Source organism: Enterococcus sp. RIT-PI-f (genome assembly GCF_001297065.1).
Taxonomy (GTDB): domain Bacteria; phylum Bacillota; class Bacilli; order Lactobacillales; family Enterococcaceae; genus Enterococcus_D.
This window is the reverse complement of sequence record NZ_LHOX01000010.1, coordinates 1-25,140: the sequence shown is the minus strand read 5'-3', so window position 1 is coordinate 25,140 and position 25,140 is coordinate 1. Positions and strand designations below refer to the sequence as shown.

General features: G+C 43.0%; 27 protein-coding genes and 1 other RNA gene. 5 read left to right on the top strand and 23 right to left on the bottom strand.

The window, feature by feature from the left end; all coding sequences use genetic code 11:
- Window positions 1-27: 27 nt before the first annotated feature.
- Window positions 28-1,179: a VanZ family protein gene (locus tag AEQ18_RS03230; RefSeq protein WP_054114928.1), complete on the bottom strand. Its 1,152-nt coding sequence runs from the start codon at window positions 1,177-1,179 to the stop codon at window positions 28-30.
- Between the two features lie 87 nt (window positions 1,180-1,266).
- Here AEQ18_RS03230 and AEQ18_RS03225 point away from each other — a divergent pair, with 87 nt between their 5' ends.
- Window positions 1,267-1,593, top strand: a complete 327-nt coding sequence (locus AEQ18_RS03225; protein WP_054114927.1) for a hypothetical protein — start codon at window positions 1,267-1,269, stop codon at window positions 1,591-1,593.
- 126 nt (window positions 1,594-1,719) lie between these two features.
- Here the strand turns inward: AEQ18_RS03225 and AEQ18_RS03220 are convergent, their stop codons facing one another.
- The 8 genes from AEQ18_RS03220 to AEQ18_RS03190 form a co-directional block, all read right to left on the bottom strand.
- Window positions 1,720-1,953 (bottom strand): hypothetical protein, encoded by a 234-nt coding sequence (locus tag AEQ18_RS03220; protein WP_054114926.1) that lies wholly within the window; start codon window positions 1,951-1,953, stop codon window positions 1,720-1,722.
- Window positions 1,953-2,330, bottom strand: a complete 378-nt coding sequence (locus AEQ18_RS03215) for a hypothetical protein (protein ID WP_054114925.1) — start codon at window positions 2,328-2,330, stop codon at window positions 1,953-1,955. Before AEQ18_RS03215 ends, AEQ18_RS03220 begins: the two co-directional genes overlap by 1 nt.
- A gap of 80 nt (window positions 2,331-2,410) precedes the next feature.
- A complete protein-coding gene (locus tag AEQ18_RS03210) occupies window positions 2,411-3,076 on the bottom strand; it encodes an HD domain-containing protein (RefSeq protein WP_054114924.1) in 666 nt (221 codons plus the stop codon).
- Between the two features lie 125 nt (window positions 3,077-3,201).
- Complete coding sequence (locus AEQ18_RS03205; protein WP_054114923.1) at window positions 3,202-4,701, bottom strand: carboxypeptidase M32; 1,500 nt, start codon at window positions 4,699-4,701, stop codon at window positions 3,202-3,204.
- Complete coding sequence (locus AEQ18_RS03200; RefSeq protein ID WP_054114922.1) at window positions 4,698-5,861, bottom strand: THUMP domain-containing class I SAM-dependent RNA methyltransferase; 1,164 nt, start codon at window positions 5,859-5,861, stop codon at window positions 4,698-4,700. Before AEQ18_RS03200 ends, AEQ18_RS03205 begins: the two co-directional genes overlap by 4 nt.
- Before the next feature lie 66 nt (window positions 5,862-5,927).
- An RNA gene (rnpB, locus tag AEQ18_RS15335) (RNase P RNA component class B) lies at window positions 5,928-6,294 on the bottom strand.
- A gap of 18 nt (window positions 6,295-6,312) precedes the next feature.
- Window positions 6,313-6,723 (bottom strand): cell division regulator GpsB, encoded by a 411-nt coding sequence (gpsB, locus tag AEQ18_RS03195; protein WP_054114921.1) that lies wholly within the window; start codon window positions 6,721-6,723, stop codon window positions 6,313-6,315.
- Window positions 6,724-6,794: 71 nt separating this feature from the next.
- A complete protein-coding gene (locus AEQ18_RS03190) occupies window positions 6,795-7,340 on the bottom strand; it encodes a DUF1273 domain-containing protein (protein ID WP_054114920.1) in 546 nt (181 codons plus the stop codon).
- A 70-nt stretch (window positions 7,341-7,410) separates the two neighbouring features.
- Here AEQ18_RS03190 and recU point away from each other — a divergent pair, with 70 nt between their 5' ends.
- Window positions 7,411-8,037 (top strand): Holliday junction resolvase RecU, encoded by a 627-nt coding sequence (gene recU, locus AEQ18_RS03185; protein WP_054114919.1) that lies wholly within the window; start codon window positions 7,411-7,413, stop codon window positions 8,035-8,037.
- A 1-nt stretch (window position 8,038) separates the two neighbouring features.
- Entirely contained in the window at window positions 8,039-10,345 is a 2,307-nt protein-coding gene (locus AEQ18_RS03180; protein ID WP_054114918.1) for a PBP1A family penicillin-binding protein, read from the top strand.
- 19 nt (window positions 10,346-10,364) lie between these two features.
- On the opposite strand, the gene nth is transcribed toward AEQ18_RS03180, so the two are convergent.
- From nth to AEQ18_RS03145, 7 genes are all read right to left on the bottom strand, one after another.
- The gene (gene nth / locus AEQ18_RS03175) at window positions 10,365-11,024 is read right to left on the bottom strand and encodes an endonuclease III (RefSeq protein WP_054114917.1); all 660 of its coding nucleotides are present in this window, start codon (window positions 11,022-11,024) and stop codon (window positions 10,365-10,367) included.
- 24 nt (window positions 11,025-11,048) lie between these two features.
- Window positions 11,049-11,750 (bottom strand): DnaD domain protein, encoded by a 702-nt coding sequence (locus AEQ18_RS03170; RefSeq protein ID WP_054114916.1) that lies wholly within the window; start codon window positions 11,748-11,750, stop codon window positions 11,049-11,051.
- A 91-nt stretch (window positions 11,751-11,841) separates the two neighbouring features.
- Window positions 11,842-12,222, bottom strand: coding sequence for a RidA family protein (locus AEQ18_RS03165; RefSeq protein ID WP_054114915.1), 381 nt, complete (start codon window positions 12,220-12,222; stop codon window positions 11,842-11,844).
- Window positions 12,219-12,653, bottom strand: coding sequence for a Fur family transcriptional regulator (locus AEQ18_RS03160; RefSeq protein ID WP_054114914.1), 435 nt, complete (start codon window positions 12,651-12,653; stop codon window positions 12,219-12,221). Before AEQ18_RS03160 ends, AEQ18_RS03165 begins: the two co-directional genes overlap by 4 nt.
- Before the next feature lie 164 nt (window positions 12,654-12,817).
- Window positions 12,818-13,747 (bottom strand): cysteine synthase A, encoded by a 930-nt coding sequence (gene cysK, locus AEQ18_RS03155; RefSeq protein WP_054114913.1) that lies wholly within the window; start codon window positions 13,745-13,747, stop codon window positions 12,818-12,820.
- A 187-nt stretch (window positions 13,748-13,934) separates the two neighbouring features.
- Complete coding sequence (gene tkt, locus AEQ18_RS03150; RefSeq protein ID WP_054114912.1) at window positions 13,935-15,932, bottom strand: transketolase; 1,998 nt, start codon at window positions 15,930-15,932, stop codon at window positions 13,935-13,937.
- Between the two features lie 98 nt (window positions 15,933-16,030).
- A complete protein-coding gene (locus AEQ18_RS03145; protein WP_054114911.1) occupies window positions 16,031-16,273 on the bottom strand; it encodes a DUF896 family protein in 243 nt (80 codons plus the stop codon).
- A 125-nt stretch (window positions 16,274-16,398) separates the two neighbouring features.
- Here AEQ18_RS03145 and lexA point away from each other — a divergent pair, with 125 nt between their 5' ends.
- Both lexA and AEQ18_RS03135 read left to right on the top strand, forming a co-directional pair.
- Window positions 16,399-17,028, top strand: a complete 630-nt coding sequence (lexA, locus tag AEQ18_RS03140; RefSeq protein ID WP_152911875.1) for a transcriptional repressor LexA — start codon at window positions 16,399-16,401, stop codon at window positions 17,026-17,028.
- 126 nt (window positions 17,029-17,154) lie between these two features.
- Window positions 17,155-17,364 carry a hypothetical protein gene (locus AEQ18_RS03135; protein ID WP_054114909.1) on the top strand — a complete coding sequence of 70 codons (210 nt, stop codon included), beginning with the start codon at window positions 17,155-17,157 and terminating at the stop codon, window positions 17,362-17,364.
- Between the two features lie 68 nt (window positions 17,365-17,432).
- Here the strand turns inward: AEQ18_RS03135 and AEQ18_RS03130 are convergent, their stop codons facing one another.
- From AEQ18_RS03130 to obgE, 7 genes are all read right to left on the bottom strand, one after another.
- Window positions 17,433-17,945 (bottom strand): adenine phosphoribosyltransferase, encoded by a 513-nt coding sequence (locus AEQ18_RS03130; protein ID WP_054114908.1) that lies wholly within the window; start codon window positions 17,943-17,945, stop codon window positions 17,433-17,435.
- Between the two features lie 11 nt (window positions 17,946-17,956).
- Window positions 17,957-20,257: a single-stranded-DNA-specific exonuclease RecJ gene (gene recJ / locus AEQ18_RS03125; RefSeq protein ID WP_054114907.1), complete on the bottom strand. Its 2,301-nt coding sequence runs from the start codon at window positions 20,255-20,257 to the stop codon at window positions 17,957-17,959.
- Window positions 20,258-20,428: 171 nt separating this feature from the next.
- Window positions 20,429-20,863: a lipopolysaccharide assembly protein LapA domain-containing protein gene (locus AEQ18_RS03120; RefSeq protein ID WP_054114906.1), complete on the bottom strand. Its 435-nt coding sequence runs from the start codon at window positions 20,861-20,863 to the stop codon at window positions 20,429-20,431.
- A 12-nt stretch (window positions 20,864-20,875) separates the two neighbouring features.
- The gene (locus AEQ18_RS03115; RefSeq protein ID WP_054114905.1) at window positions 20,876-21,664 is read right to left on the bottom strand and encodes an SDR family NAD(P)-dependent oxidoreductase; all 789 of its coding nucleotides are present in this window, start codon (window positions 21,662-21,664) and stop codon (window positions 20,876-20,878) included.
- 1 nt (window position 21,665) lies between these two features.
- Complete coding sequence (rnz, locus tag AEQ18_RS03110) at window positions 21,666-22,604, bottom strand: ribonuclease Z (RefSeq protein ID WP_054114904.1); 939 nt, start codon at window positions 22,602-22,604, stop codon at window positions 21,666-21,668.
- Window positions 22,605-22,676: 72 nt separating this feature from the next.
- The gene (locus tag AEQ18_RS03105; RefSeq protein WP_054114903.1) at window positions 22,677-23,252 is read right to left on the bottom strand and encodes a DUF456 domain-containing protein; all 576 of its coding nucleotides are present in this window, start codon (window positions 23,250-23,252) and stop codon (window positions 22,677-22,679) included.
- Between the two features lie 175 nt (window positions 23,253-23,427).
- A complete protein-coding gene (gene obgE, locus AEQ18_RS03100; protein ID WP_054114902.1) occupies window positions 23,428-24,741 on the bottom strand; it encodes a GTPase ObgE in 1,314 nt (437 codons plus the stop codon).
- Window positions 24,742-25,140 lie beyond the last annotated feature (399 nt).

Genomic DNA, 25,140 nt, shown 5'->3' with positions numbered 1-25,140 from the left:
AATTATAGCATAATCTACAGGCTTTTCCTAACCTTCTTTTGGTTGGACCGTACTTATCGTATAGGTTTTGCTGCGTTTCTCATAAAAGAAGCGCGGCTCTTTTCTGATGGCTCCCCAGATCAAATTGAGGTAAAAGCCGAATTGCAGCAAGCCAAACAGCAAGACCATCAGCAAGCTCACTATCAGCAAAAGAGCTGAATCTGATTGAAGGAAAGGTGCGAACAGCAGGTTGACTCGACTGATACTGGCATAAATCAAGTAGAATAGACCATACCGAAGGAACAATGCAGAAAAACTGATTCTTTGCCGTCCTTCTTGCATCAATCGGATGCGTACCATTTTTTTCCCAAGGGTTTGCCCGTTGGTTAGATAAGGGATCAGCATGAAATACAGACAGACTTCCACAGCGAAAAACCAATAGTCACCAGTAAAATCGCGCATATTTTTTTGCGATACCAGTGTGACGATCAGCAACAAGAAGGTCTGAAAAACATTTAAAATCAGCCAATCGATTGCCCAGGCGAAAAAGCGCCGTGTCACTGTCACCCGTGTATCCTTGGCATAAGATTCGGCATCGATTTCTTCTCTGGATGGCAACAAGAAAGTAAAGATTGGTGCAATCCCCCACCCCAGCACACCACCAAGAGTATTGACGAATAAATCATTGACATCAAAGAGTCGATAAGGCCGTGGGTAGATGAAATATAGACCAGTCAACTGTGTCAATTCAAAAAACAACGTAAGACAAAAGGATAACAACAAGGTTTTTTTGAATGAATAGTTAAAGTAATAGCGCAAGTAAATACCGAATGGGACCGTCAGCAGCAAATTAAATAGCGGCTCCAAGACGACGCCTTGCTTCAAAGCTGGCAGATAGGTGCTTGGGTCGTGGATATCTAAGACCGTTTGCTGCATGAAATGGACCCATGACGCCCCCAAATGCCACTCCATTTTTGGTCCCGTCATTTGTGCCACTTCAGAAATAGCTGGCAATGGCAAGATCACCAAAAAATAGGCGCACAATAAATAAAAGACAAATGAATACAAGATGATTCCTCTTGACCAGATAAATCGGCCATATCGCCGATATTGGCGAACAAAAAAGATCGTGGAAATCGCAAGCGCGAGAAATGGAAATACGAGTAATGCGATTTTGATTGGTTCAATATACGCTGACATGATACACTCCTCTGTAATGAATATAGCACGCAAGTTCACAAAAATCAGATTTTGGCGTATGATAAAGAAAAGGAGGTCGAAAATATCATGTTAGATCCTTACTTCTCATTCGGCGTGCCCAGCTTATTGCTGATTTTATATGTGGCATTTGCGTTGTTTCAACGTTCTGCCCACATTCCTTATTTGGGTTTCGGATTATTTATTATTGCTGGTTTCCTGACCGGGTTTAGTCTGCAAGTGATCCAGCTGGCATGGAGTGAAGTCGCTCGATCATCCATCGAACAAGTTCAGGATACGTACCATTATTCCCCTTATTTGCTAGTGATTCCATTGGTGATGGGTTTATTATTGATTGGTATCCATCTATATCAAGGATATCTGAAAGTCAAAACGGTTCACTTACGAAGTAAATAACGATCAGCAATCTCAATCAAAATCACCTGACACAAAACAACAACTAACCAGTCCCTGATTCTGACAGCCCAACTGCTGCCAGAATGTGACGATGGTTAGTTGTTTTTTAGTAAAACAGTTTATGTGCTAAGTTTCATCTTCTGATAATGCATCAAACGAGGTGGTCTCTTCAATAAACGATGCCTTGACTTCCTCATCCACTTGCGACAAAAGATCTTGCCAATCACTATTCGACAAAACCACCACATCAATGTTGTTTTCTTCATCGATCAGCGCTACATTGGTAACTTCTTCTCCTAAAGATTGAAACAATGCTTTGAGTTTTGCATCTTTGATCGTGATATATTCCGTGCGATTCATTATTCATCACCCCATGAATCAATAAACTCGTAAAACAAAATATCAATGTTTTCAAGGTCGTCCATTTTCTGTAATGTGGATAAATCTAAGCGTATGAAGGCTTTCTCCACAAGAATATAATGATTTTCTTCCAAAGCTTCTTCAATAAAAGGTAAAATTTCTTCTTCATCACCAAGTTTGATATTGGCAATTTGATCAATTTGCTCGAAGAAGGCTTCATCTTGGAGCAAGAAGTATTGATTATCATACCGATAGACCGCAACCTCATATGTCCGCAGAGGTAATGTTGCGCGAATGACGAATAGACATTCGCCAGTTTCAGAAAGTGTCGGCAATAACTCATTCGGTTGCAGTGCTTGCTGATAATACATTTCCATCCCTCCTTTCTTCTTATTATAGTGAAGAAAGGAGGAAAATGGAAATAATCGGGTTATAGATTAAAATTCTCTAAATATGGCTAAAGATCCCATTCTGCGTAAAACTCTTTTAAGAATTCTTCCATAAAAGATACGCGGCGCAGTGCTTCTTTACGACCATAATCAGTCCGCATCTTTTCCGGCAGTAAAAATAATTTTTCGTAAAAATGATTGATGACTGTAGTTCCTTTGCGGTAATCAGCATGGTTGGCAAAATCTTTCGGCGGAAGTGACGGAAGATGCAACGGGTGCTGATGACTGCCGCCAAAATAACTAGTTCGCATGATTCCGATTGCCCCTAATGCATCTAAACGGTCGGCATCACGAACGATTTGCCCTTCCAATGTCGTCACATCTGCCCCTTCGAGTAACTCTTTCGAAAAGGAAAGGTGATGAATAATCAGGAAGATATGATCGATCTGTTCTCGACTAGCTCCTGCTGTGTGCAAACAGTCATTGACCTCTTGTTGAGCTTGGTTTACATCTGCAACCACTTTGTCGTCTATTGTATCATGGAGATAGGCTGCGCTTTGGACGACAAAATCATCGACACTTAATTGATCCTGATCGATAATGGCTTGACTCAGTTTTGCGACGCGCTGGACATGGTCAAAGCCGTGTCCGGTGTAATCTTTTGAAAGGATCAGTTTGGCATAATCAATCACTGGTTCGAGATTGGGTTGATCCTGTGAGTATCTGTCTGTCATCATTAGCTCCTTTATCTCATATTGGACCGAAAGAAAGAGCCTGTCTGTTGGGAAGCGGCGCCGATATAAGGCAAGTCCTCTTCTTTCACAAATCAGGCACTTCAGGTCACATAGTTGGCAATCAATTATTCGTTGATTTTGTAGACGGCAAAATATATTTTCCGTAAATAATCCAATAGATATTGCGGGTTCAATAATTCACCTGTGGCATCTAGAATCAGTTCATTTGGTTTTTTTGACGCGCCATATTGGTGGATATGTTCTGTTAGCCAATGACGGATCGGTGCATAGTCGTCAGAAGCCAACACCTCATCCACAGCGACATCACGTTGCATCGCATGCAGCAATTGGGCGGCATACATATAGCCTAACGCATACGATGGGAAGTAACCAAAGCTGGCACCTGACCAATGCACATCTTGCAAGATTCCTTCTAAATCATTTTCAGGACGAATCCCTAAATATTCTTCATATTTATCATTCCAAATTTGTGGTAGATCTTCCACAGCTACTTGACCATTGAAGAGCATTTTTTCAATCTCATAACGAATGATGATATGCAAAACATAGGTTAAACTATCGGCTTCGATCCGAACTAAGCTCGCTTGGGAATACTTTAATGCGTCATAAAATGCATCAAACGACACATCATCAAAGGTGCCTTCCGCACATGTTTGAAAGAATGGAAATTGTTTTTCCCAGAATGCATGATTGCTGCCGATGATGATTTCATTGAATAAAGATTGTGATTCATGGATGCCCATCGACGCCCCTTCATGGACTGGGGTGCCTTGATATTTTTCATCGATATTTTGTTCATACATCCCATGACCGGCTTCGTGGATGACCCCGAACAAGCCCATCGAAAAATCATGTTCATTCCATCTTGTAGTCAATCGGACGTCATTATGGTTGATACCTGTCGCAAATGGATGGACCGTGTTGTCCAAACGACCGCGCGCAAAATCATAGCCTAAGTCGGTAATGACTTTGGTGATAAATCTGCGTTGTTGTGCTTCGGTCATTTTGCGAGAAAGGATCGTTGTTTTTGGCGCTGTTCCCTTTTCGGCAAGTTGACGACGAATATCCATGATCCCATCTCTGACTTGCGAGAAGACATTGTCAAGGATTTCAACAGTCATATTGGGTTCATATTGATTCAATAGGACATCATAATCTGTGCGTTCATTCTTTTTCATATAAGGAATCATTTCTTTTGTCAAACGAATGTTTTCTGATAATGCCTCTTTAAAAAGATTAAAATCTTGTTCTTTACGGGCTTTCAACCAAGCGGTATGGGCTCTAGATGTAGCTGCAGAAGCGGCGATCGCCAATTCTTGCGGCACGTCTTTTTGCAATTCGTATTCTTCTTTGACCAATTTGTACGCGGCTTGACCAACTTCAGATAATTCGTCCGGATGCGTACCGAAGTAAGTAATTGCCTCTTTGATCGGCGCACCGATTTTTTTCTCGAAATATAAACCATAAAGATAGCTGTCAACTTCACTGCGGTATTCACTGGCTGCTTCAGGCATGCCGGTTTGGTTGTCCCATTCTAAGATGCCCATGGCTTGACGCAATAGATTGATTTCTTTCAATTCTTTCAGAAAATCTTGTTCTTTCATGCACCCATCTCCTTCTTCCGTGGTGGACGTTGTCCCCAATATTGGAACAAGTCTGTTCGGATCGCACCATTATATAATTTCCGTTTTTTGGTCGCTTTTTCTCCATAATGACTTTCGAATGTCAAATCACTGGTCAGGATATATTTGCTCCAAGTTTTTAACGGTCGAAATGCTTGACCCATTTCTTTGTACAAGCGTTGGACTGATTCTTCTTCACCCAAACGTTCGCCATATGGTGGATTCGCGACGATCACACCATATTCTTTCTCCGTCTTGAAGTCTTTGACTGCTTGTTGCTTGAAGACGATTGAATCGCCTAATCCGATTTCTTCGGCATTTCGTTGCGCGATATCGATCATGCGGCCGTTGATATCCGAACCGGTGATATCTAAGACGATATCATAGTCAGCCGCTTCATCTGCTTTTTTACGCACGTCTTCAAAGACGGAGGCTGGGAACCAATCCCATGTTTCACAAACAAAAGACCGATTAAAGCCTGGAGCGATATTGTGACCAATCAATGCTGCCTCGATACATAACGTACCTGATCCGCAAACCGGATCAACAAAAGGTTTGTCTTTGTGCCAGTTGGTCAACATGACCAAGGCAGCCGCCATATTTTCTTTCAGCGGCGCGCCCCCTTTTTCTAACCGATAGCCACGTTTGAACAAACTAGGTCCGGTGGTATCTAACGTAATGATCGCATGGTCTTTCAATAAGGCGACTTCTAATTGGAAGAACGCACCTGTTTCAGTTAAAGGTACACTCGCTGGACGATGGTAGACATCCCGCAAACGATTGACAATGGCTTTTTTAGTGATCGCTTGACAATCGGGTACACTAAATAATTTTGATTTGATCGACTTGCCCGCTACCGGGAATTCGGCGTCCAAGGGCAGAAAATCTTCCCATGGCAACGCTTTGACCGATTCAAACAGTTGATCGAAGGTCAACACGTCAAATTCTCCTACAACGATTTTGATCCGATCCGCTGTCCGCAGCCATATATTCGCTGTCGCGATCGTTTCTAAAGTCCCTTTGAATCGCGCACGGCCGTTTTCGACTTCACAGTCGATGCCTAGATCACGTAATTCTTTCCCTACTAATGCTTCTAAGCCGCTGGCAGCTGTCGCAATACAATTAAATGTTTTTTCAGTCATAAATAGCTCCTTCTTGATATAAAAAAACCTTCCGTTGCTGGAAGGATTCCCTGATATGTTGTGGTTTTCTATAAGCCATGTTTTGTCCCTATTTTCCTCAGGGAGAAGAAAATAGTGGGTAATTATCTATCTGCAATTACTTGCCTTCTTGCTTCCGTTCATTTCCGTGCAAAAAGCGCCCCTACCGTTGTTTGGGTTGCTCGCTCGAGGGGTTTACCGCGTTCCACCAAGACAGTTTCCCGGCTTGCTTCGTCACTGTGGCACTTTCAAGGATACTTTGGCATAGCTTGCACCTTAGCCATTTTTCCTGCCGTTACTTTCTCAAGTACCCTAGCTTATGGTTTCGCTAGGCACGAACACTACAAGCATCTCAGCCTGTGCGAGCATGGACTTTCCTCAGCATAATCTAGTTATGCCGCAATTACCCGAAAACCACAACCATCATCATTGTCTAGAATTGACGGGTTTTCTCATTGTCATCTTCAAGATCAGCATTTGTATAGTTGCTGCTATAAGACGTGCTGCGTGTCGTTGGTTCTGGCTCACGATCAAGCTTTTTGCCAAAGACTTCTTTTTCAAGATTCGATAAACGCTTCAAGATATCAAAGTTGGTCACAGTTTGACTCTTAGGCGCTTCTTGTTGGACACGAGAAGCAACTGCTTGATTCTTTGATAATTGATCGACTTTTGCATTCAAACGATCGTTTTCTTCTTGCAGTGCCAAAATCTCTTTGTTGTAGTTTTCGTAATCTTTGATGATATTGTCTAAAAACTCATCCACTTCAACTGGATCGTACCCGCGCATCTTGGTTTTAAATTCTTGTTGCAGAATATCTTTCGGACTATAAATTAAATTTGCCATTATTTACACCTCATTGTTTATTCCAAATGGTTTTCACTTTCTTACCCATTCTATCAAAAAAAACGAGAAAATCAAAGTAAATTACCATCAAATGTTGCGTTTTGTAAATCATCCATCGTAATTTGGTCGATCACATAGGGGTGTTGCTCACTAAAATCTTGCGCATCTTTCAGAAAATAACTGGTTTTTCCAGGAAATTCTTCATCATATAATAGGAGGGCACCATCCGTATGCTGTAGTAAAAAGGCAGTATGATTTCGCAATTGACTGGGGTCTTGATACGGTTTGTGGCTAGTGGCATCGACATAATCAGCAAAAGCTTTCGCTGTTTGCAATGCTTCTCGGTTGGTTTCATTCCAATTTTCGCCAAAACCTTCAAAAGGAAAGATGATGCCTAATTTGATTTCTGGATATTCTGCCTTCAACCCGGCCATCAATTCCCCGCACCACAGCTCAACACCCAAGTTGCCACTGATCAAGATCCAGGCCAACCCTTCTTCAATGTAACGTACAAGTGCTTCTTTTATGACTTTCTTAATGACTTTGACTTTAGGATCTTTTGCTTGAAAGACGCCTAATTCATAACTTCGATACCCAGTAAAGTATAAGGTTTTCATTGTTTATATAGTCATCTCTTTTCTTTCCAATCTTATTTTTGGTATAATGTGCCCTAGGAGTGTGAATAACATGGTCATTCGTTACCCTAACGGTCAGTCTAGTACTTATGATGGCGGGAAAAAACAAAAAATGCAAGAAAAAGCTATACGTCCCAAAACATTTGCCAATCGTGGTATGCGTTTTGAAGAAGCCATCAATGAAAGCAATCTTTACTATTTGAACCGGCAGATCGCAGTCATCCATAAGAAACCTACCCCGATCCAAATCGTGAAAGTCGATTATCCAAGGCGAAGTGCAGCAGTCATCAAAGAAGCTTATTTTCGAGAAGCCTCTACGACGGACTACAATGGTGTTTATCGTGGACATTATCTTGATTTTGAAGCGAAAGAAACCCAAAACAAAACGTCATTTCCCTTTAAAAATTTCCATCTGCACCAAATCAAACATATGGAAAACTGTTTAGAACAAAAGGGTCTTTGTTTTGTTTTATTATGGTTTTCCAGTTTACAACGCTGCTTTTTTTTAGATAGCCGTTCGTTGATCGAAAAGTGGTATTTACAAGATAGCACAGGCAAAAAATCATTGCCTCTATCGTATATCGAGCGTGCGGGCATTGAGATCAACCCGAAAATCGCCCCGCGGATCCCCTATCTTGAAGCAGTTGATTCATTTTTAACAATAAAGGAGAATGAGTGATATGGCAAATGAATCCCGTTCGAGAACCGCTCGGCATGATTCAAAGAAGAGTTCAGGCAACAAAAAAGCACCTAAAAACAAGAATACGCGCAAATCCAGTATCGGCAGCATCTTGCTGAAAATCTTTATGGGTTTGTTTTTCTTAGGCTGCGTGGCGATTCTTTCTGGTATGGGCTTGTTTTGGTGGTATGCCAAAGATGCGCCAGCTTTAGACGAATCCAAATTAGATTCAACGGTCTCTTCTCGTTTCTATGCAGCCAACGGTGACTTGATCACCGAATTCGGCAGTGAGACCCGCGAAAAAATCACGGCGAGCGACATTCCGCAACAATTGGAAGACGCCATCGTTTCCGTTGAAGACCGTCGATTCTATCAGCACATCGGCGTCGATCCCATACGGATCGTCGGTTCTGCCCTTTCCAATGCAACCACAGGAGGGATGCAAGGTGGTAGTACCTTGACCCAGCAATTGATCAAACTGTCCTTCTTCTCTACCAACGCAGAAGATCAAACCTTGCGGCGCAAAGCCCAAGAAGCCTGGATGGCGGTGCGATTGGAGCAAACGAAGTCAAAACAAGAGATTTTGACCTATTATATCAACAAAGTTTATATGTCCAATGGCCTATACGGGATGCAGACAGCAGCGACCAAGTTTTATGGCAAATCATTGGATGAATTGGATTTGGCACAAACTGCATTGCTTGCAGGATTGCCAAATGCACCTTCTGCCTTCGATCCTTATGTAAATGCTGATAATGCAAAAAAACGCCGAGATGTCGTCCTTAAAGCCATGTTGGACAATGAAAAGATCACCCAAGATGAATATGACACTGCCGTCGCTGAAGACGTCCAAGAAGGATTGCAAGATATCAGTGATGACAATCAAGAATGGAAATACTTTGACAACTACTTCAATGAAGTGATTGCCGAAGTCAAGGAGAAAACCGGGAAAGATGTCTATACCGATGGATTGGACATTTACACCAATATTGATGTCGATGCCCAAAAACGGCTGTATGATATCGTCAATTCTGATGATTATATCGATTACCCAGATGATGAGATGCAAGTTGCTGCGACGTTGATCGATGTCAATACCGGTAAAGTCACCGCCCAAATCGGTGCCCGCAACAACGATGCCGTCCTAGGCAATAATTTGGCTGTCAATGTCACCCGGGACTTTGGATCCACGGTCAAACCAATCACTGATTATGGTCCAGCTTTCCAATTTTTGGAGAACTCCACTGGACGCACAATTCTTGATGAGCCATATAATTATGTTGGTACGGATATTCCAATTTATAACTGGGATCGTCAATACATGGGCAACATTACTTTGCGGACCGCTTTGGTGCAATCTCGGAATGTACCTGCCGCAAAACTATTTGAGGAAGTCGGCGCGGACAATATCAGTGACTTCTTAAGTGGTTTAGGGATTGAATACAATGCCATCACACAATCAAATGCGATTTCAAGCAACACCGATAAAATCGATGGCTCAAAATATGGTATCTCCAGTTTGAAATTGTCTGCGGCTTATGCCGCCTTTGCCAACGGCGGAACCTATTATGAACCACAATACGTCAACAAAATCGTCTATCAAGATGGCACCGAAGATGAAGATTCTTTCAATGTATCCGGTGAAAAAGCGATGGATGATACTACTGCCTACATGGTGACAGACATTCTCAAGGATGTGATCTCTCAAGGAACTGGGACCAATGCGCTAATCGATGGCTTGTATCAAGCTGGTAAAACCGGGACATCCAACTACACCGATGACCAATTGGCCCAATTAGACACGTCAAATGGGGCTTATCCAGATATCACTTTTGCAGGCTATACACCTTCCTATTCACTAGCAGTTTGGACAGGGTACAATGACAAAATGACCCCAATCACAGATAGCAGCACCCATGTGGCGTCTGATGTTTACCGAGAGCTGATGCGGTTTGTTTCCTCTTCCGTAGAAAACACGGACTGGACGATGCCTGATGGCCTCACACGTATTGGCAATGAACTTTACTTGGCTGGATCGTACACACAACCAAGCTATTCATCAACAAGCAGTTACAGCAGCAGTTCTTCTTCTGAAACGACTGAACCATCTTCTGAAAGTTCAGAATCAACGGAATCTAGTTCTTCTGAAGAATCGATTCCTTCGTCTAGCAGTGAGGAACCACCTGCCTCTTCTACACCTGAGACGACACCAAGCAGTAGCGAGGAAAGTACACCATCCTCTTCTGACAACGGCGAATCCTCTGCACCACCATCACCACCAGAATCAAGTGAAGATACAAATGAATAATAAAAAACCAGCAAATCCTTCACGATTTGCTGGTTTTTGCTTTCATTCTGATTTTCCCCTCTTGACACATGGCGAGCAATGGACAGCTGTCACACTTTGGTGATCGTGCCGTGCAATGATATCGGCCAAAGAAAATCATCGAGTGATGAGTTTTGACCCAAAGAGATTCAGGAATTTTTTTCATCAATGTCTGTTCGACTTCGACCACATTGGCATCCAAGCGGCAGATCCGCAATCGTTTTGACACGCGTTCAACATGGGTATCGACAGCGATTGCCGGTATTCCGAAAGCATCCCCCATCACCACATTGGCCGTTTTGCGGCCGACGCCTGGCAAAGAAACCAAATCTTCTCTGCTATGGGGTACCTGGCCATCAAATCGAAGCAAGAGTTCACCTGCACAAGCCTTGATGTTCTTGGCTTTATTGCGGTATAAACCAATTGATTTGATTTTATCGATGATCCCTTCCATTGGTGCTTCGCTTAACGCTTCCGGCGTCGGATACGCAGAAAAAAGCGCTGGTGTGACCTTATTGACCGACACATCAGTGGCTTGCGCACTGAGGATCACAGCGATCAGCATTTCAAACGCATTGTTTGAAACCAGCTCGCCATGGGCTTCCGGGAACATGTCGAACATCGTTTCTACCGCTTGCAGTGTTTTCTCTTTACTGATCATCTTTCTCTTTGGCCACTCCTCTTATTACTCGCCTTCCAGCCAGTTGTGCATAGGGATCTTCGGTGCTGGTCCCTCCTCTTGCTGCAACGAATCTTTTTGTAAAAATTGTTTTTTGCGTCGTTTTTGTTCTTCTTCGACTTGCGCTTTTGACGTGATATTCTTGCGTTCCCATGACAGCAAGATCCGATCGATATAATTCAAACTGTAAGCTTGATTCAACACCGCTTCTCGTAGCGCAAGCTGCACCAATTCGGGTTGATAGTGATCCTCTTCTAACCACTGGCTGATCCGTTGGTATTCAATGGCCGACAGTGGCCGCCCGAATTCACCTTCAAATAACTGATAAAGATTGCGTACCTTTTCTTCATTTGTTTGTGCTGCTTGTTTGCTGGCTTGCTGCTTCAACAATGCTTCTAGCCGACCATAGATGCCGGAAAAATCATAATAATCGGTCATTTTTCCAAAAGAATCTTTTTTGGCATCCAGCTTGATGATATTTTTCTTCAACAATTGGTTGAGCCAGTGATAAATTTCTTTCTGGTCACTCCCCATAATAGCTGCAATCTCACGCAAATCAGGAAAATCATTTCCTTGTTCATGAAACCGGAATAATTGCAGCCATAACAGAAATTCATCATTGGACAAGCCTAGCTGATGATAATGATCCAGCAACATATTGGAGATCGTCGTTTGTCCTTTTGCTAAATAATCCTCTAACGAGATCACTGAACATCCTCTTTTCTATTCTAAGACATGTATCGATTGATTCATCAAAAAAGGGACTGCGCCAAAGCGTTCGTCCCCTATCGTTCTTTATTTACGCTTCAACAGCCGCAATGATCTCGACTTCAACCAATACGTCTTTCGGTAGGCGGGCAACTTCGACCGCTGACCGAGCCGGCAACGTTTGATCAAACAAGGTTGCATAGGTATTATTAAATGGCACGAAATCATTCATATTTTTTAAGAAACAAGTTGTTTTGACAATTGCATCTGGTGTCAAATCAGCCGCTTCTAATATGGCACGAATATTTTTCAGTACTTGCTGCGTTTGAACTTCGATCGTGGTACCTACCACTTCACCTGTTGTAGGGTCCAATGGTACTTGACCAGAAGCAAATAAAAATCCATTTGCGATTTTGGCCTGTACATAAGGGCCGATCGCTTGCGGTGCTTGATCTGTCGAAATAATTTTCATGATTGATCTTCTCCTTTACAATCGGAACAAAGTCCATATACTTCTAAGCGATGGTTATTGATTTGATAGCCGGTTAATTTAGAAGCTGCCATTTCGACATCTTCTAATCCCGGATAATAAAAATCGGCGATTTTGCCGCAATTTTGACAAATCGCATGGTAATGTTGTTCCGTCGTAAAATCAAAACGACTCGACGAATCGCCATATTTCATCTCTTTGACAAAGCCGATTTCCGTGAATAACCTTAAATTATTATAAACCGTCGCGACGCTAATACCAGGAAAATGTACTTCGATCGCACGGTAAATCTCCTCAGCGGTCGGATGGGCATCGTGGCTGGCTAGAAATTCTAAAATAGCTACTCGCTGCGGTGTAATACGAATATTTTCGTGTTTGAGCTTTTTGATTGCTTCATCATAAATCGTACTCACAGGAGTTCCTCCATTTCTCTTATCCTTCCTATCATACTATGTAAATAACAAAAATTCAAACAGCTTTCCTTTATTTTTGGTCTTTTCCGATACTTTATTTCACAAACAGCTGCTTTTTATTTCGATAAGAAAAGCAGGCATTTGTTTGCCTGCTTTTCCCTGTATCAATCTTCGAACTGATATAAAGCTGTAGATAGATAGCGTTCCCCGTTATCTGGTACGATGGCTAAGACTTTCTTGCCTGGCCCTAGATCTTTGGCTACTTTTAAAGCGGCGTGGATCGCAGCTCCTGAAGAAATACCGACCAAAATTCCTTCTTGACGCCCAACGGCACGGGCTGTTTCCATTGCTTCTTCACTTGATACGGCGATTGCTTGATCAAAAATATCCGTGTCCAAGACCTTCGGCACAAAACCAGTACCGATCCCTTGGATTTTGTGGGGACCAGGTTGACCGCCTTCTAAAATCGCGGATTCAGCTGGTTCAACACCATAGATTTTCAAATCAGGATAGACCCGTTTTAATTCTTTTCCTGCACCGGTGATCGTTCCGCCAGTACCGATCCCAGCAACAAATGCATCTAATCCTTTTGATTCGAAGGCATCCTCGATTTCTTTACCAGTCGTTTTCTCATGGATCTCTGGATTCGCTGGATTGTCAAATTGCAGTGGCATGAAATAGCCATCTTGGGCTGCAATTTCTTTGGCTTTATTGATAGAACCTGTGATTCCTTCTGAGCCAGGTGTCAATACCAGTTCAGCCCCATATGCTTGAACGATTTTGCGTCTTTCGATACTCATGGTTTCTGGCATTACTAGCATAACTTTATAGCCCTTAGCAGTACCGATCATGGCCAATCCAATCCCAGTATTGCCCGAAGTCGGCTCAATGATCGTATCACCAGGTTTAAGTGTCCCGTCTTTTTCCGCTTTTTCGATCATGGCTAAAGCGATCCGGTCTTTGACACTGCCTCCTGGATTGAAAAATTCTAATTTAACATAGACATCTGCCGAACCCTCTGCCACAATACGATTTAATTTGACGATAGGTGTATGTCCGACCAATTCATTGATTGATTGATAGATTTTTGTCATTGAAAATCCCTCCAATTCTTATGTCCATTCTACCGAAAAAATCAAGGGATTGCGAATAAAAAGTAAGCACTTTCCAAAAAATATAGACTCCCACGCATGTTACTGGCATTTTTGAATAAAAAACACACTCATCTATCTTTGCGATAAGACAAGTGTGTTCCTCTTTTCTTGCTAAGAGTTACTTATTCTAGTTGATTGATTTAAATGTATCTACAACATTCTCAACTGTAAAGCCAAATTCTGCTAAGACTTTGTCCCCAGGTGCAGAGGCGCCAAAATGATCAATGGCGATCACTTTGCCTTTACAGCCTAAGTAACGATCCCAGCCAAATGGTGAAGCTGCTTCGATCGCTACGCGTTTCTTGACTGCTTTAGGCAAGACGCTTTCTTTGTATGCTGCCGATTGAGCTTCAAATAAATCGAAACTTGGTAAGGATACAACGGCAACATCGATGCCTTCTTCTGCCAATTTTGCTTGTGATTGTACAGCTAAGTTGACTTCAGAACCTGTAGCGATCAAGATTCCTTCTGGTTGTTCACCTTTTTGTTTTGCAATCACATAGCCGCCTTTTGCGACTTGTTCATCAGCGTGTTCTTTTGTTCCTTCGATGACTGGCAGGTTTTGACGGCTCAAAACTAAAACAGTTGGTTTGTCCGTAGTCGTCATGGCCAATTTCCAAGCTGCACGGGTTTCATTGCCATCAGCTGGTCGGATCACTTGGACATTCGGGATACAGCGGACACTGGCCAATTGTTCGATTGGCTCATGGGTTGGTCCATCTTCACCGACTGCTACTGAGTCATGGGTCAAGACATAGATGACTGGTGCATGTTGGATCGCAGACAAACGGACTGCTGGGCGCAAGTAATCTACAAAGACAAAGAATGTTCCACCATAAATGCGTGTTCCACCGTGCAATTGGATTCCATTCATCGCTGCGGCCATCGCAAATTCACGCACACCGAACCAGATGTTGCGGCCTTCATATTGGCCAGGTTCAAAATCTTTTTCAGCTGCGACCATTGTGTTGTTAGAACCAGATAGATCGGCTGAACCGCCCCATAAACTTGGGATCGCTTTTGATAGAGATTGGATCATTTCTTTACTAGATACACGGCTGGCTTGTGAACTGCCGACTTCATAGCTTGGCAATGTTGCATCCCAGTCACTTGGCAATTCGCCTGCGAACGCTTTTGTGAATTGATCTGCCAACTCTGGATACGCTTCTTTATAGGACGCGAATTTGTCATTCCAAGCCGCTTCTGCTTTTTGTCCTTCATCGATCATTGTTTCTTTGAAACGGGCAGCGACTTCTTCAGGTACGGTGAATTCAGGATATTCCCAACCGTAGATCGCTTTGGCTGCAGTAATGCCATCCGCCCCGATCGGTGCACCATGCACTGCTGAAGTGCCTTGGTTCGGTGCGCCATAGCCAATGACTGTCTTGATTTCGATCAAGGTTGGTTTGTCAGTTGCCGCTTTGGCTTCTTCGATCGCCGCAGAGATTGCATCCAAATCGTTGCCGTCTTTGACCAAAATATGCTGCCAGCCATAAGCTTCGAAACGTGCGCCGACATTTTCAGTGAAGGCTTTTGATGTTGGTCCGTCTAAGGAGATGTCATTTGAATCATATAAAACGATCAATTTATCTAGTTTCATATGGCCCGCCATTGACGCTGCTTCTTGGGAAACACCTTCCATCAAATCGCCATCGCCGCAAAGTGCATACGTATAGTGATCGATGACATTGTAGCTATCACGATTGTATGTGGCAGCCAAATGGGCTTCAGCCATCGCCATCCCTACGGCCATTGCGATGCCTTGGCCTAATGGTCCAGTCGTTGCTTCCACACCATCTGTATGGTCAACTTCAGGGTGACCTGGTGTACGGCTGTTCCACTGACGGAAGTTTTGCAGATCATCCACAGTCACATCGTAGCCGGATACATGTAATAAACTGTATAACAATGCGGAGCCATGTCCTGCGGATAAGACGAAACGGTCGCGATCGACCCAGTTTCTAGATGTAGTTGGATTGACCTTTAAATGTTTGGTCCAAAGCGCATAGGCCATAGGTGCTGCACCCATCGGTAGACCTGGGTGACCTGAATTCGCTTTTTGGACAGCTTCAATACTTAATGTACGCAATGTGTTGACGCCTAATTGATCGATTTTATCAAACAATGATAGTTCCTCCTAATTTAGGTTTTTTTTACCTTTATTACTTATTTTCAATTATACGTGATTTCTCTATCGATTACAATAGATTGGAAAGGATTTCACTACTCCCTGCCGTGAAGTCCTTTTTGCTTTTGGATTTCTTTTAATTTTTCTGGCGTGACATCGGTTCCTTCTGGGTCAACGATCTTCATGCCTTCGATATGGTGTCGCATCCCACCGCGAAAGGCTGTTAAATACTCTTCTCGCAAGATTTTTTGTTCTTTTGCTTCAGCATCTGTCAGACCTGTACTTTTTTTCTTTTTTGCCAATGCATTGATGCGCGCTAATTTCTCTGGTGATAACATCTTCGTCACTCCTTTACCCTTGATTTTACTACAACTTGCGCTATAAAAACAATAGGACAAAAAGCGAACATTTGTTTGAATTATTGACAATCCTATGGTACACTTTAGTTATTAAATGAAAGAAGGTGTCAGTTTTGGCAAAACGAACAGAAAATCGACAGATCGAAATTCTTAAGTTTATTCATACACGTGTCACTGAAAAAGGTTATCCGCCGACTGTTCGCGAAATTGGCGAAGCCGTTCAGTTATCCTCCACTTCAACTGTTCATGGTCATTTGTCCCGACTTGAAAAAAAGGGCTTGATTTTAAGAGATCCAACGAAACCTAGAGCGATCGAATTGACCGCTTCCGGTCTTGAAAAAATCGATGTTCAACCAGCTTCGATTCCAATGCTAGGGATCGTTACAGCCGGCGAACCGATTTTAGCTGTCGAAGAAGCATCGGACTTTTTTCCGATTCCGCCTGATTTAGCCAATAGTTCTGGCAGCTTGTTCATGCTGACGATCCGTGGTGAAAGTATGATCAACGCTGGCATCCTCGATGGGGACCAAGTCATCGTCCGCAAGCAGTCTAGTGCCCAGAACGGAGATATCGTGATCGCCATGACGGATGAAGACGAAGCGACTTGCAAACGATTCTTTAAAGAAAAGAACTATATTCGTTTACAACCAGAGAACGATTATATGGATCCGATCATCCTCAATGATGTCACGATTTTAGGACAAGTCGTTGGATTATATCGACATTTTTTATGACCAATATGCGCTATATCAATGAAATCTTCGAATCTTCGAAGATTTTTTTCTTTCCTCTTTACAAAGCGAACAAACATTCGTATAATAGGTATACAAACATTAGTTCGTATATAAGGAGTGAACAAGATGAAAGCTATTCGTCGATTTGGTTTTGTTTTATTTATATTATTGGTGGGTATTATTATTGGTTATTTTGGCGTACTTAGTGCAGTTTTGATTTTTTGTCCTCTAACGATGCTATGGTTCATGTTGTGGGACGAAAAGAAATTCCGACAAGCTGAACGCAAACGAAATAGACATTACTACGATCATGATATCTATCGCTACGAACCATAACCCTTCCCTTCGATCACAAGGCTCCCTTGATTATAATAAAAAAAAGTCGGACATCACGTCCGACTTTTTTAATATTCCATCAATGTTTTGATTTCGACACCTTGGATTTTATCTCTGCCATGAAGATCCATCAATTCAATCAAGAAGGCACAGCCAACTACGACACCGCCTAGTTTTTCGACCAATTCAATGGTTGCTTTGATTGTACCGCCAGTTGCCAATAGGTCATCACATATCAACACGCGTTGGCCTGGTTTGATGGCATCTGCATGCAGCGTCAATACATCTACACCATATTCTTTTTCATATTCAGCTTCGATGGTTTCACGAGGCAATTTGCCTTTTTTGCGTACTGGCGCAAAACCGACACCCAATTGATAAGCAACGGGACAGCCGACGATAAAGCCGCGCGCTTCTGGTCCGACCACCATATCGATTGATTTTTCTTGCGCATATTCAACGATTTGCTGTGTCGCATAACGATATGCTTCGCCATCCGCCATCAAAGGGGAAATATCGCGGAAAATAATGCCTTCTTGAGGGTAATCCGGAATACTCGCAATATAATTTTTTAAATCCATGTTTTTTCCTCCTAAGATATCAACCATTGTTTTAAGGTCGATAAATCACTCATTAATAAAAATTCTTCTGTCTTGATCATTTGCTGCCTTTGTTGATATATACGGCTATCCGTTAATGGATGATTTGCAGGGGCAGCATTTTTTTTCAAAACGCCATCTTGTATTGTAACAAATTCCAGCTCAGAAAACACCTGAATCATAAAAATTAATAATTTTTCGGGTAATTTTAAGAAATCCGCAATGCTTTTCAGTTTATAGCGGACATCTAATTGTGCTTGATGCTGAATCAGCTTGAACAACCGGCTGTATTGATCACGGGAACCAACACCATCTACATAGGCGTCTTCTGGAGAAAGCAGAACGAAATCGATGCGGTTGACAGTCAATGCATCAACGATTTCTTTGATGATCTGCGGCTCTGTCGGACAATCCAAAAACGCGATCTCCTGGTACCCGCCGTCATGATATAAATCGATCAATGCTGGCAATGTATCAAATACTGTCAGCATTGGCGCCAGCCGTTGTGCCTCAGGTGCTGGTTTTTTCTGGAATGAGATGCTTAATGTCTGTTTGCCAAAAGATACGCCTTGACGGTTACGTTTTGAGCGGTAATCAAATAGTTGAAACCCTTCAACTGCAAAGTCTTCCAACATCAATTGCGGTTTTCTATTGCCATTCCATTCGTTGATTGTCAGTTGGCCGACCAACGATAAATGGTCATTGGCAAATTCCGGGGCATCAGCACCGAAACCAAAGCCGATCACATCTAATTGGTTCGACGCAGCATCTTCCATGACCAACTTCAAATGCTGATTGTCTGATCCAATTTGGCGGGCATTTTTGGTGTTTAAATCTTTGATCAAGAATTTAGGTAATGGATTGCCCAGTCCGAATGGTGCCAATAATTTCAATGCCTCGATCAATTGGATCGTCACATCCGCCAAAGGCAGTGTATCATCGATTTGTAATGGAATACCTTGACGCAAATCGATTGCCTTAGATTGGACATACTGATTCATTCCTGTTTGCAGCAGATCCAGATCATCCGTGGGAATGGTCAAACCTACTGCTGCATGATGACCGCCAAAACTGACGAACAGGTCTTTCATCGTTGACAGCATCTCAAATAGATTCAAAGCAGCGACACTGCGACCTGATCCTTTAGCGATTCCTTGGTCTTTTTTGGTCAAGACAATCACGGGACGACCTGTTTGCTGCATCAGACGGCCAGCCACGATCCCTAAGACACCTTCATGCCAGTTATCCCCCACCACCAGATGGACCTCGTTTTCGGGGTGGATTTTTTGTTGGGCTTCTTTCATGATTTCTTCAACAAAAGACTTGCGTTGTTGATTGATGACATCTAATTCGTGGGCGAGTTGTCTCGCTTCTTCCTGGTCGAAAGTCGTCATCAATGTGACTGCCGGATTAGGATCTTTTAACCGACCGATGGCATTCAATCTAGGCCCGACAGAAAAACCGATATCCGTTTCAGTTACTTGCTGCTTATTGACGCCACTGATCGACAGCAGCTCATTCAATCCGATGCGATCGGACTGTTGGATCATTTTCAACCCATTGCTGACCAAGATCCGGTTCTCATCGGTCAAAGAAACCATATCTGCGATCGTACCGATCGCAACTAAGTCCAGCAGTTCCAATGGTACTTCTTCCAATAATGCACAAGCAGTTTTGAACGCAACCCCCACACCAGCCAAATCACCGAATGGATACTGTCCTTGCGGGTGTCGTGGATGAATGATCGCATAGGCGTTGGGCAGCGTGTCCGGCAATTCATGGTGGTCTGTAACGATCACGTCGACACCTTGTTGTTGGGCATAAGCAATCGCCTCATGTCCAGATACGCCATTATCCACTGTCACGATCAATTGAATACCTGAAGCGATTTTCTCTTTATAAACCTCTAGATTGGGGCCATACCCATCTGTGAAACGGTTTGGCAAATATGTGCTGGCTTCAGCACCAAGCAATTCCAATGTTTCTTTTAACACAGTGGCACTCGTGATCCCGTCGGCATCATAGTCGCCATAAATCAAGATCTGCTCTTCATTGATGATTGCTTCATGGATCCGTGCTACCGCCTTTTCCATATCATATAACAAAAAGGGATCATGTAATCTATCTAAATCAGGACGCAAAAAAGCAGCTAACGCTTCGGCGGACCGAATTTTTCGTTGCCACAATAAACGACCAATCTGTTCGGGAATATTATTTGTTTGTAGTATTTCCTTAAACGCTGGGGATAGCTCAGTCACTTCCGGCTGGACCCACAGAAAATTTGCTTGTTTCACCAAATCACTCCTAACACGCTCATTATATCAAACCTCAGACAAAAATGGAAAACAAGCTAAAAAACCACGCCTTATCTTTCTGGCAATAGGTTTAGATCAATGCTCTGTCTTCGCCTTTTGACAATAGAAAGTCGTGGTTTTGCTATCTCATCCTCTATTCAAATTCAACGATCAAGCTTGAGAATCGAAAGATTTCATTTCATCTGTTTCATCTGTAGAACGCGTCTGCACAGCCTCTTCGAACAATGGTTTTTCCTGATTGCTCAGCTGTTTTTCTCTTGCTGCCAACTCCGCTTGTTTGTTGTTAAACTCGCGTTCTAAGCTTTCCCGTTGTTCTTTGAGGACTTGATCGTTCTCCGTTTGATATTTGGTAAGACTTTTACGTAGTTCCTTCAACTCTTTTTTTTGACGGAACATCGCTGTTGTTGAAACCAACAGCAAAATCAAGGCTCCCAGTAATGCAGAACCAATGATGACCAAAATCAATGGAGATTGGATAGTCGTAAAACCAAAATTTATGGGTACCGTCATATTATTTGCCACTGCGAATAACACGACCACCAAAATCAATAAAATACCAACAATGACCCGCCATTGATTTTTCATCTGTTTCACCTCCTATTTTTTGTTAAATAAACTTCCTGCCATATAATCCCCGATACTAGGAAACAACGTGTATAGTTTCGCTGCGGCACCAAAAATATGCGGTCGATTGATTTCTCGTTTAGGATGGATCATGTTTTTGACAATCGTTCGGGCTAGTTTATTCGGTTCCAACACGATACTGCCCAAATTCGCCAAATAATTACCGCTTGGATCTGCTTGATCAAAAAAGGCGGTTTCAATCGGTCCTGGATTGACCGTTGTGACATGGACGCCAACTGGTTTCAACTCCAAACGCAAGGCATTAGAAAAACCGATCACCGCAAATTTAGTTGCGGAATAGACAGCCGTTTTTGGTGTCGCGATTTTTCCAGCGATCGAGGCAACATTGATAATATGACCAGCTTTTTGCTCAGCCATCTGAATGGCGATTTTTTGGGTCAAGACCATCATGCCTAACACATTGACCTCGAACATTTGGTGAAAAACCTCTGAATCCATCTCTGTAAATTCTTGGAAGATCCCATAACCTGCATTGTTGACCAATACATCTACAGGACCGACTTCTTCATTGATGCGTTCCACTAGGCGATCAATGCTTTCAGGATTGGCAATATCTAATTGAAACGCGAAGGCTTCTTTACCGCTTAATGCCATACATTGTTCTTTGACTTTGCCGATCAAATTGATCCGGCGGGCGCAGGTAACGACAATTGCACCCTGTTTCGCAGCTTCATAACAAATTTGTTCGCCTAAACCTGCCGAACCCCCAGTGACAACCACGACTTTATTTTCTAAATTCATACTAAACGTCCTCTCCAGCAAAGGGAATGTCGACAATATCGAAATCTTTTACAATCAAGGTATTGGGAAACTTCTCTTTGGCTTCATTCGCTAAATCAGTAATGTCTTTGCCTACATATCGGGCACTGATATGGTTCAATAACAATTTTTTCACGCCAGCATCAGCTGCGACTTGGGCAGCTTGATATGTCGTAGAATGAAAATAAGCCCTGGCAAGCTTTGCCTCTGCCTTATTAAAGGTGCTTTCATGCACAAGTACATCCGCGCCTTCGGCAAGGGTGACTGCATTGCGGCATAAACGGGTATCTCCTAAGATTGCCACGATTCGGCCTTGTTTATCCTGTCCGAGATACTCAGATCCGTCGATCACCAGACCATCTTCAAGCGTCACCACTTCACCTTTTTTCAAACGACCAAAAACCGGTCCAGGTTTCAAACCTAGGGCCAAAAGCGCATCAACTTGTAATTCACCCTTATGGCTGGCTTCAACGATGCGATAGCCAAAACTTTCTATTCCGTGATCAAGTCGTAGACAAGATACTTCGAACTGCTGGTCTTTGAACAGCAAGCCTTCTTCCTCGATCTCGATCAAGCGCAAAGGATAGCTGACTTTTGTTTGTGAAATACGCAAAATCGTATAGACAAAATCTTTGATGCCTTTTGGGCCATAGATTTCTAATGGTGTATCGCCACCTTGAAAAGAACGACTGCTGATCAACCCTGGTAATCCATAGATATGATCACCATGCAAGTGGGTAATAAAGATTTTTTCAATTTTACGTGGGCGAATCGTTGACCGCAAAATTTGCATTTGCGTGCCTTCGCCACAGTCAAACAACCAAACCGCGTTGCGTTCATCCAACAACCGCAGGGCTGTACTTGTAACATTCCGATGTTTTGCGGGCACACCCGCGCCTGTGCCTAAAAATTCTAATTCCATGTGCTTCGTTCCTTTCATCTCTCCACAATTTTAGCGGAAAAGAAAGCAATATGCAATCGAAGGTTCCATGGATCAGTGCGTGTCATTTTGCGTGTCGTTTTGGTCATGAGAATTTTTCCAATCCTCTTGGGCACGGACCCGCGCTTGTTCTTCAACCTCTTTGGCTTTTTCGATTTCTGTTTCGACTTCCTCAGAATCAAAGCGTGAAATATCGCCGCCTAATTCTTGCATGATCAATTGATTCAATGGCCGATTGTCGTCTTCATCCGCCAAAAGCAGCAGACCCGTATCGCCTACGCCAATTTGTTGTCCAACATGTTCAAACAATACTTGGGCATTTTGGATCTCCTTGGCATCTCTGCTGGCACCGATCATACTACCGCCAAACCAGCCCAGCATAATACCTAGCGGGCCGCCAAGAATCCCAACTAACATCCCGATCAACCCACCGGTGGAAGTTTTGTTGCTGCCGGTAAAATCAAGAAAATCTTCGATCTTGAATTGATGGACACCTGTATTGGTATGGGTCAAGACCGCCATTTGTTCTCCTTTGATCCCTCGGCTGGCATGCAGCTTTTTGACCTCGGAAAAGGCTTGGAAAGCTTTCGCATTGGCATCAAAATTCATTACGATCACACGTTTTGGCATGAAAATCACTCCTATTCATTTTTATGGATCTCTTTTATTTAACAGTATATGATTTAGGCAAAAAAATAAACCAAAAAGACTGCAATTCACTGTTTTCTTATCGAAAAGGAGTGTTTTGCAGTCTAAAATGATAGATCATCTTGTTATTTTGTTAAACTCAGGTTCAAACAAAGACCTATTCAACAAATTCAAATTCAAATTCACCGATGCGAACGATATCGCCGTCCTTGGCACCTCGTGCTCGTAAGGCTTCATCGACACCTAATCCACGTAATTGACGGGCAAAGCGCATGACGGTTTCATCATGATCAAAATTCGTCATTTGGAACAGTTTCTCGATTTTATCGCCGCTTAATACCCACGTTGCATCCGGTTCACGATCGATTTGGAAGACAGGTTCATCTGATTTGAAGCCATATTGTACCACATCTTCTTCGATTTCTTCATCGTATAACAAGAATTCTGGCGTTACTTCAATCAAATCAGCTGTTGCATTCAACAGACTGTCGATGCCTTTTCTCGTTACACCGGAAATTGGGAAGATCATTGGGCCTTCTGCAAACTCATCCGTCTGTTCTTTGGCCAATTGTTCTTTGAACAAAGCTAAGTTTTCTTCAGCATCCGGCATATCCATTTTGTTGGCCACAATAATTTGCGGTCTTTCCAACAAACGCAAATTATGCGTGGACAATTCATGATTGATCGCCAAGTAGTCTTCATACGGATCGCGCCCTTCCATCCCACTCATATCGACCACATGCAAAATCACTCGTGTCCGTTCGATATGGCGTAAGAATTGCGTACCTAGTCCTACACCTTGTGATGCGCCTTCGATCAGTCCAGGCAGATCGGCCACAGCAAAGCTCCGGCCATCTGATGTGGTGACCATCCCTAAATTCGGCACCAATGTTGTAAAATGATAGGCGCCGATCTTTGGCCGTGCAGAGGAGATCACAGACAATAATGTCGATTTCCCAACTGAAGGAAATCCAACCAACCCAACATCTGCTAAGACTTTCAATTCTAATTCAATTTTTCTTTCTTGACCTGGTTCACCATTTTCTGCTAATTCTGGTGCTGGATTTTTTGGTGAAGCAAAACGCGTATTGCCGCGTCCGCCACGACCGCCTTTAGCGATCACAAGCGTTTGGCCTTGCTCGATCAAATCGCCCAATAAAGCGCCGGTCTCTGCATCTCTGACAGTCGTGCCTTGAGGGACTTTGATGTAAGTATCTTCGGAACCGCGGCCATGCATGCCTTTACTCATTCCGTTTTCACCCGGATCTGCTTTGAAATGACGATTAAAACGAAAATCCATCAAGGTACGCAGCCCTTCATCGACCATCAGTACGACATCACCGCCTTGACCACCATCACCGCCGGCAGGTCCACCATCGGGTACATATTTTTCTCTGCGGAATGCGACCATACCGTCGCCGCCTTTACCCGCTTTCACATCGATCGTTACTTGATCTAAAAACATGGACATGATTTGTCCTCCATTCTTTTCTTTGTTACCTTCTGTTTAGTTGATTATCAGTTATCCCACAAAAAGTGGTGCCTATTTCTCTTATAAGAAAGCCTATTTTATTGTAACGACCCAGCGGACTTTTGTCCATCTTTTCCTTTGATTTCTTCTAGTTTATGCGAATTCGTGAACTACTCACCACTTAGCTAAACCTAACGGTTCTTAACGCTTGAAGTGGGAGCTTCTTAGGAAGAGAGCATACTTGATAGCTTATTTCTTTACTAACAGCGGTGTCTCTTATTTACCAAGCTATCTCCGTAGTTCCTACGGTTCTTGATTCTATCTAAGCTAACGATTTTATTCTTAGACCTTCGGTCAGAATATTGATACTAGCGTTGATGTCTCGGTCATGATGAGCAC

Excerpts from the sequence above, each read along its gene's own strand:
- AEQ18_RS03230 (WP_054114928.1), bottom strand. The coding sequence starts at position 1,179 with ATGTCAGCGTATATTGAACCAATCAAAATCGCATTACTCGTATTTCCA.
- AEQ18_RS03225 (WP_054114927.1), top strand. The coding sequence starts at position 1,267 with ATGTTAGATCCTTACTTCTCATTCGGCGTGCCCAGCTTATTGCTGATT.
- AEQ18_RS03220 (WP_054114926.1), bottom strand. The coding sequence starts at position 1,953 with ATGAATCGCACGGAATATATCACGATCAAAGATGCAAAACTCAAAGCA.
- AEQ18_RS03215 (WP_054114925.1), bottom strand. The coding sequence starts at position 2,330 with ATGGAAATGTATTATCAGCAAGCACTGCAACCGAATGAGTTATTGCCG.
- AEQ18_RS03210 (WP_054114924.1), bottom strand. The coding sequence starts at position 3,076 with ATGACAGACAGATACTCACAGGATCAACCCAATCTCGAACCAGTGATT.
- AEQ18_RS03205 (WP_054114923.1), bottom strand. The coding sequence starts at position 4,701 with ATGAAAGAACAAGATTTTCTGAAAGAATTGAAAGAAATCAATCTATTG.
- AEQ18_RS03200 (WP_054114922.1), bottom strand. The coding sequence starts at position 5,861 with ATGACTGAAAAAACATTTAATTGTATTGCGACAGCTGCCAGCGGCTTA.
- gpsB (WP_054114921.1), bottom strand. The coding sequence starts at position 6,723 with ATGGCAAATTTAATTTATAGTCCGAAAGATATTCTGCAACAAGAATTT.
- AEQ18_RS03190 (WP_054114920.1), bottom strand. The coding sequence starts at position 7,340 with ATGAAAACCTTATACTTTACTGGGTATCGAAGTTATGAATTAGGCGTC.
- recU (WP_054114919.1), top strand. The coding sequence starts at position 7,411 with ATGGTCATTCGTTACCCTAACGGTCAGTCTAGTACTTATGATGGCGGG.
- AEQ18_RS03180 (WP_054114918.1), top strand. The coding sequence starts at position 8,039 with ATGGCAAATGAATCCCGTTCGAGAACCGCTCGGCATGATTCAAAGAAG.
- nth (WP_054114917.1), bottom strand. The coding sequence starts at position 11,024 with ATGATCAGTAAAGAGAAAACACTGCAAGCGGTAGAAACGATGTTCGAC.
- AEQ18_RS03165 (WP_054114915.1), bottom strand. The coding sequence starts at position 12,222 with ATGAAAATTATTTCGACAGATCAAGCACCGCAAGCGATCGGCCCTTAT.
- cysK (WP_054114913.1), bottom strand. The coding sequence starts at position 13,747 with ATGACAAAAATCTATCAATCAATCAATGAATTGGTCGGACATACACCT.
- AEQ18_RS03145 (WP_054114911.1), bottom strand. The coding sequence starts at position 16,273 with ATGTTATCACCAGAGAAATTAGCGCGCATCAATGCATTGGCAAAAAAG.
- AEQ18_RS03135 (WP_054114909.1), top strand. The coding sequence starts at position 17,155 with ATGAAAGCTATTCGTCGATTTGGTTTTGTTTTATTTATATTATTGGTG.
- AEQ18_RS03130 (WP_054114908.1), bottom strand. The coding sequence starts at position 17,945 with ATGGATTTAAAAAATTATATTGCGAGTATTCCGGATTACCCTCAAGAA.
- AEQ18_RS03120 (WP_054114906.1), bottom strand. The coding sequence starts at position 20,863 with ATGAAAAATCAATGGCGGGTCATTGTTGGTATTTTATTGATTTTGGTG.
- AEQ18_RS03115 (WP_054114905.1), bottom strand. The coding sequence starts at position 21,664 with ATGAATTTAGAAAATAAAGTCGTGGTTGTCACTGGGGGTTCGGCAGGT.
- rnz (WP_054114904.1), bottom strand. The coding sequence starts at position 22,604 with ATGGAATTAGAATTTTTAGGCACAGGCGCGGGTGTGCCCGCAAAACAT.
- AEQ18_RS03105 (WP_054114903.1), bottom strand. The coding sequence starts at position 23,252 with ATGCCAAAACGTGTGATCGTAATGAATTTTGATGCCAATGCGAAAGCT.
- obgE (WP_054114902.1), bottom strand. The coding sequence starts at position 24,741 with ATGTCCATGTTTTTAGATCAAGTAACGATCGATGTGAAAGCGGGTAAA.